We start from the raw sequence: 1,267 nt of genomic DNA on the forward strand, positions 1-1,267 counted from the left end.
CATCATTCAAACATCTTTATGCTCGGCGGCGAGAGCTATCGACTGAAGCAGAAAACATCCAGTTAGCAAAGAATGGGTGGGTCAATTTTATTGGCCAATAGTGGGTCAAAAGTAATGGCCATTGACACCCGCCAAGCGTCCTATGGTTCGACCAATTACGTACTGGCAATTTCCAATCTGGCCCAGACGTCATTGCGCTCTGTAATTGGCAAGCTAGAAATGGACGAGACTTTCGAAAAACGCGACCTGATCAATGTGGCGGTAGTGAAGGCGCTGGACGAGGCGGCCACCAACTGGGGCGTCAAGGTGCTGCGCTACGAGATCAGTGACTTAACCCCTCCGGACGAAATCTTGCGGGCCATGCAATTGCAAATCACCGCTGAGCGTACCAAGCGGGCGCTAGTGACCGAATCCGAAGGCAAAAAGCAGGAAGACATCAATATTGCTCAGGGTAATCGCCAGGCGGCTATCCTAAAGTCCGAAGGCGAGCAGCAATCCATGATCAACTACGCTCAGGGCGAAGCCCAGGCACTACTGACTATCGCGCAGGCCACCGCCGAATCCCTGGAGCGGGTCGCGCGGGCGACCCAGGCGCCGGGCGGAATGGATGCCGTTAACCTGAGCGTGGCCGAACGTTATGTGGACGCCTTCAAGGAAGTTGCTCAGAAAAACAATACCTTGATATTACCCGCCAATATGGGCGATATGGGCAGCATGATTGCCGCGGCCATGACCATTGTCAAGGCCGCCAAGCCCGTCGGCTAGAGGCGGCTAAAAAACGGATCCGAAATCCTGGAGGAGGGGCGCGGGCCCAGCGAGGTCGGTATCAGGAATGGCGAATCCTGATTCAGAATAGTTTCTGCTGCAGGAGCGGCCAACCAAGGATGAGAGCCAGGAATACGACGGGCAACCACCACCCAGGACGCCCGGCCCGATACAGGGCGACCGAACCAACTGCGGTGATGATTAGAAAGATTGCCGCCATAACCAGCAATTGGACCATTTCAGCTGACATCCCGTCGGCTCCCTTTTTTGTTAATGCAGCGAATTTAACATTTCAGGCCGGGATGCGACGCACTGGCAGATCAGTTCACCTGTTCGCGAGTTTCGACTTTTAAGGCAGCCGACTATGGCCGCCCTCGGTGTTTGTCAACAATGATGTCCGCTTTTTCATGCAACGAGCTTCATGGTTTCCGGTAGTTCTTTATTGACCTTATCCGGGTTGAGCCAGACCTGGTCTATGCGCTTCCAGTTGCGCACGGTACGA

General features: G+C 54.5%; 1 protein-coding gene and 1 pseudogene. One reads left to right on the forward strand and one right to left on the reverse strand.

Annotated elements, in window-relative coordinates:
* Positions 1–123: 123 nt before the first annotated feature.
* Positions 124–765: pseudogene (locus CR159_RS21305) on the forward strand (SPFH domain-containing protein); the annotation flags it as partial.
* 82 nt (positions 766–847) lie between these two features.
* Here CR159_RS21305 and CR159_RS21620 read toward each other — a convergent pair.
* A complete protein-coding gene (locus CR159_RS21620) occupies positions 848–1,015 on the reverse strand; it encodes a hypothetical protein (protein ID WP_158238588.1) in 168 nt (55 codons plus the stop codon).
* Positions 1,016–1,267 lie beyond the last annotated feature (252 nt).

Origin of the sequence: Pollutimonas subterranea (assembly GCF_002849655.1) — a bacterium.
GTDB lineage: Bacteria > Pseudomonadota > Gammaproteobacteria > Burkholderiales > Burkholderiaceae_B > Pollutimonas > Pollutimonas subterranea.